Source organism: Dietzia sp. SLG310A2-38A2, from assembly GCF_014145095.1.
In the GTDB taxonomy this organism is placed as follows: Bacteria; Actinomycetota; Actinomycetes; order Mycobacteriales; family Mycobacteriaceae; genus Dietzia.
On record NZ_JAALDX010000274.1, the window covers coordinates 1 to 3485 of the forward strand.

5 protein-coding genes are annotated in these 3485 nt (G+C 69.4%); 2 read left to right on the forward strand and 3 right to left on the reverse strand.

What is annotated here, in order from left to right; all coding sequences use genetic code 11:
• Positions 1 to 868, forward strand: an 868-nt coding sequence (locus tag G6027_RS10015) for an ABC transporter permease (RefSeq protein WP_182637048.1), incomplete at its 5' end; no start/stop codon positions are given.
• 81 nt (positions 869 to 949) lie between these two features.
• On the opposite strand, the gene G6027_RS10020 is transcribed toward G6027_RS10015, so the two are convergent.
• Both G6027_RS10020 and G6027_RS10025 read right to left on the reverse strand, forming a co-directional pair.
• Complete coding sequence (locus G6027_RS10020; RefSeq protein WP_182637049.1) at positions 950 to 1642, reverse strand: response regulator transcription factor; 693 nt, start codon at positions 1640 to 1642, stop codon at positions 950 to 952.
• 32 nt (positions 1643 to 1674) lie between these two features.
• The gene (locus G6027_RS10025) at positions 1675 to 2517 is read right to left on the reverse strand and encodes a serine O-acetyltransferase (protein ID WP_179523705.1); all 843 of its coding nucleotides are present in this window, start codon (positions 2515 to 2517) and stop codon (positions 1675 to 1677) included.
• A 109-nt stretch (positions 2518 to 2626) separates the two neighbouring features.
• Between G6027_RS10025 and G6027_RS10030 the strand changes: the two genes are divergently transcribed.
• On the forward strand, positions 2627 to 2950 hold the full coding sequence (locus G6027_RS10030; protein WP_182637050.1) for a putative quinol monooxygenase: 324 nt from the start codon (positions 2627 to 2629) through the stop codon (positions 2948 to 2950).
• A gap of 108 nt (positions 2951 to 3058) precedes the next feature.
• Here G6027_RS10030 and G6027_RS10035 read toward each other — a convergent pair.
• Positions 3059 to 3485: glycoside hydrolase domain-containing protein (locus tag G6027_RS10035; RefSeq protein ID WP_182637051.1), on the reverse strand; the 427-nt coding region annotated here is incomplete at its 5' end.

Below are 3485 nucleotides of genomic sequence, written 5' to 3' on the forward strand. Positions count from 1 at the left end.
CGCTCTGCTCGGCGAACCCGGAGCGTGGACGCTCGTCGGGTCGGACGGGGTCGACCCCGACATTGCCGCCGCGGTGGGCTCCGTGGTCGCGGCCGACGCGCTCGAGCGCAACGCGGCCGCCGTCGACGCCTCCGTGGCCGAACTCACCACCGGTTCCGTCGTGCAGGAGCGACTGCTCGACCCCGACGGGGCGGCGAACGAGGGAGTCCAGCTGATCGCCGGGTTCGTCTTCGTCTTCCTGTTCTACATGGCTGCGATCCTCTTCGGATACGCCATCGCCAACAGCGTCGTCGAGGAGAAGCAGTCGAGGATCGTCGAGATCCTCGCCGCCGCCATCCCGTTGCGCCAACTGCTCGTGGGGAAGGTCGTCGGCGCCACGGCGCTCGCGTTGGGACAGATGGCGATCTTCGTGGCCATCGGACTGATAGGGCTGACCTTCACCGACTATTCGGCGCTCCTACCCTCCGTGGCCGGCGCTGCGGGCTGGTACCTGGTGCTCTTCGTCATCGGCTTCGTCGCACTGGCCTGCCTGTTCGCCGTCGCCGGGGCGCTGGCCACCCGGGCGGAGGACGTCCAGTCCACCTCGTCCCCCCTGCTCACCCTGATCATGATCGCGTCCTTCGCGGGACTGTTCCTCCAGGGCACATGGCAGGTGATCGGCTCGTACGTGCCGATCATGTCGACGGTGACGATGCCGATCCGCCTGGTCGAGGGCACGGCCGAGTGGTGGGAACCGATCATCGCGGCGGTGATCACCCTGATCGTCGCGGGGGCCGTGATGGTGGTCGCGGAACGGGTCTACCGACGGTCGATCATGCAGACGGGCGGCAAGCTGACCTACCGCCAGGCACTGTCGTTGGCCGAGTGACCATGACGGGATGCCGTCTGGTCCGGTGACGCGGACAGGACGCGAGGGTCGACAGCGAGTCGGGCGAGGTGTCGGGGGCGGTCAGCCCCCGGCCCTCGCCATCTCGCTGTCCACCAGCCGGTACCCCTGGCCACGCACGGTCTCGATCGCTCGTGCGCCGAACGGGGTGTCGATCTTCCGACGCAGGTACCCCACGTAGACCTCGACGATGTTGTCGTCCCCGTCGTACGCGGCATCCCACACCGCCCGCAGGATCTGGGGCTTGGACACCACCTGGTTCCGGTTCCTGATCAGGTACTCCAGCACCGCGTACTCCCGCGCTGTCACCGGGATCCGCTCATGACCCCGCCGCACCTCCCGCGCGGCGGGGTCGACCTCGAGGTCACCGGCGACGAACGAGACGGGACGCTCGGGGGCGCCGCGCCGTACCAAGGCCCTGAGCCTGGCTTCCAGAACGACGAACGAGAACGGTTTGACCAGGTAGTCGTCTGCGCCCAGGTCGAACGCGTCCGCCTCGTCGTACTCCCCGTCCTTGGCGGTGAGCATGAGCACGGGGGTCCAGATCTCGCGGCGGCGCATCTCGCGCACCACCTCGTAGCCACTGCGTCGCGGCATCATGATGTCCAGGACCACCACGTCGAAGTCCCCGTCGGCGGCCATCTCGAGCCCGATCTCCCCGTCCGGGGCCGTCTCGACCGCCCATCCCCCGGCGGCGAGCCCGCGCCGCACGCTCTCGAGCAGCGCCGGTTCGTCGTCGACCACGAGTACCCGCATACAGTGCCCTCCGCCCGTGTCGACCGTGCCGCCTACTCGGCGCCCGGGTCGATCTCCTGGTCCATCTGTTCCGCGGGGACCAGCGAGTCGGCATGACGCCGGACCACCCTGGCCGGCACCCCTGCGACGGTCGTGTGCGGCGGGACCTGGTCGAGCACCACCGAACCGGCGGCCACCCGCGAGCACTCGCCCACATGGACGTTGCCCAGCACGATGGACCCGGCCGAGAGCAGTACCCCCGAGCCGATCTTGGGGTGGCGGTCGCCGTCCTCGTTTCCCGTCCCGCCGAGGGTGACTCCCTGCAGGATCGAGACACCGTCCCCGATCACGCACGTCTCGCCCACCACGATGCCGGTGGCGTGGTCCACGAGGATCCCGGAGCCCACTCGTGCGGCCGGGTGGATGTCCATGGCGAAGACCTCGGACACCCGACTCTGGAGGAACGAGGCCGCCATGACCCGTCCCGAGTTCCACATCTCGTGCGCGACGCGGTGGATCTGGAGCCCGAGGAAACCCTTGGCGAACAGGTAGGGAACCAGGTAGTTGGGATAGGCCGGGTTGCGCTCGAAGCTCACCACGAGGTCGGCCGCGACCGCCTCCAGGACGTGCGGATGCTCGACCAGGATCGCCCGGATCTCCTTCTCGAGGACGTGTCGGCCGATCTCGGGGGTCGCGATGCGCGAGGCGGCGAGTCTCGCGAGGGATTCGCCCAGGTCGTCGCATCCGTCGACGAGATCCAGGACCAGACCGGCGATGAGGGGTTCGTCGCGACTCTGCGTGGCGTCCACGGACAGCCGGTCCCAGACGGCGCGGACGGAGGAGTCGGCCTCCGTCTGCGGGACGCAGGGGTTCTCGATGCTCAGCTCGATGGTCACCCGGTACAGGGTAGGCCCGTTCCGCTTTCCGGGTCGAGTCACCTCGGAATCGGGTGCGGGGTGCGGGCAGCACTCGACGGGCTCCAGCCGGCCCGGGCAGGATGGGGCCATGATGCTCATCAACGTGCGATTCGACGTCAAGCCAGAGTTCGCCGACTCCTGGCTCGAGATCACCCGCGACTTCACCGACGCCACCAGGGCGGAGCCCGGAAACCTGTGGTTCGACTGGTACCGGTCACCCGATTCGCCGAGCACCTTCCTTCTGTGCGAGGCGTTCCGGGACGGAGACGCGCCGGCAGAGCACGTGGGGTCGGCCCACTTCACGGAGTTCACCGGCTCCGCCGCGCAGTACCTCGAGCGCACCCCGCGGATCATCAACACGACGGTCGACGGCGAGGAGTGGGGAACGATGGGCGAGATCACCGTCGACTAGCTGTCCTGACAACTAGCCCGGCCGGACCGTAGGCCCCGCCCGAACCGACGGAGGGCGGCCGGCCGGTGGATCCCGACCCGCCGCCCCCGGGGGACGAGGCGCCCCGACTCAGCCCACACTGCCCAGCGCGGCGCCGATGAGCGCGGCCGGGTCGGTCGGCCACCACTGGCCGTAGTCGAGCGCGTAGACGCGGTTGAGGTCCGAGACGACGCCGCCGACCGTCACCTGCTGACGGATCGGGAGCTGGTGGATGGTGGCGCTCGGGTTGAGGCGCCCACCGGAGCCCCAGTCGTGCTGCCAGAAGTACTGTCCCAGCCCGCGCTGACGGCACCAGTCGATGGTTGGCGCGTTGGCGTACACGCCGAGCTTCAACCCCGCGCCGTGCAGGTGGTGGCGGAAGCGCTCGAGGTACGGCGCGATCAGGTTGTCGAACTCCCAGCGGGTGGGGTTGTCGTCGATCGCGGCGTACATCGGCACCCCGCGGGGACCGCCGGCGGCGAAGTGGATGCCGATGCCGATCCTGGAGTGGTGGTCG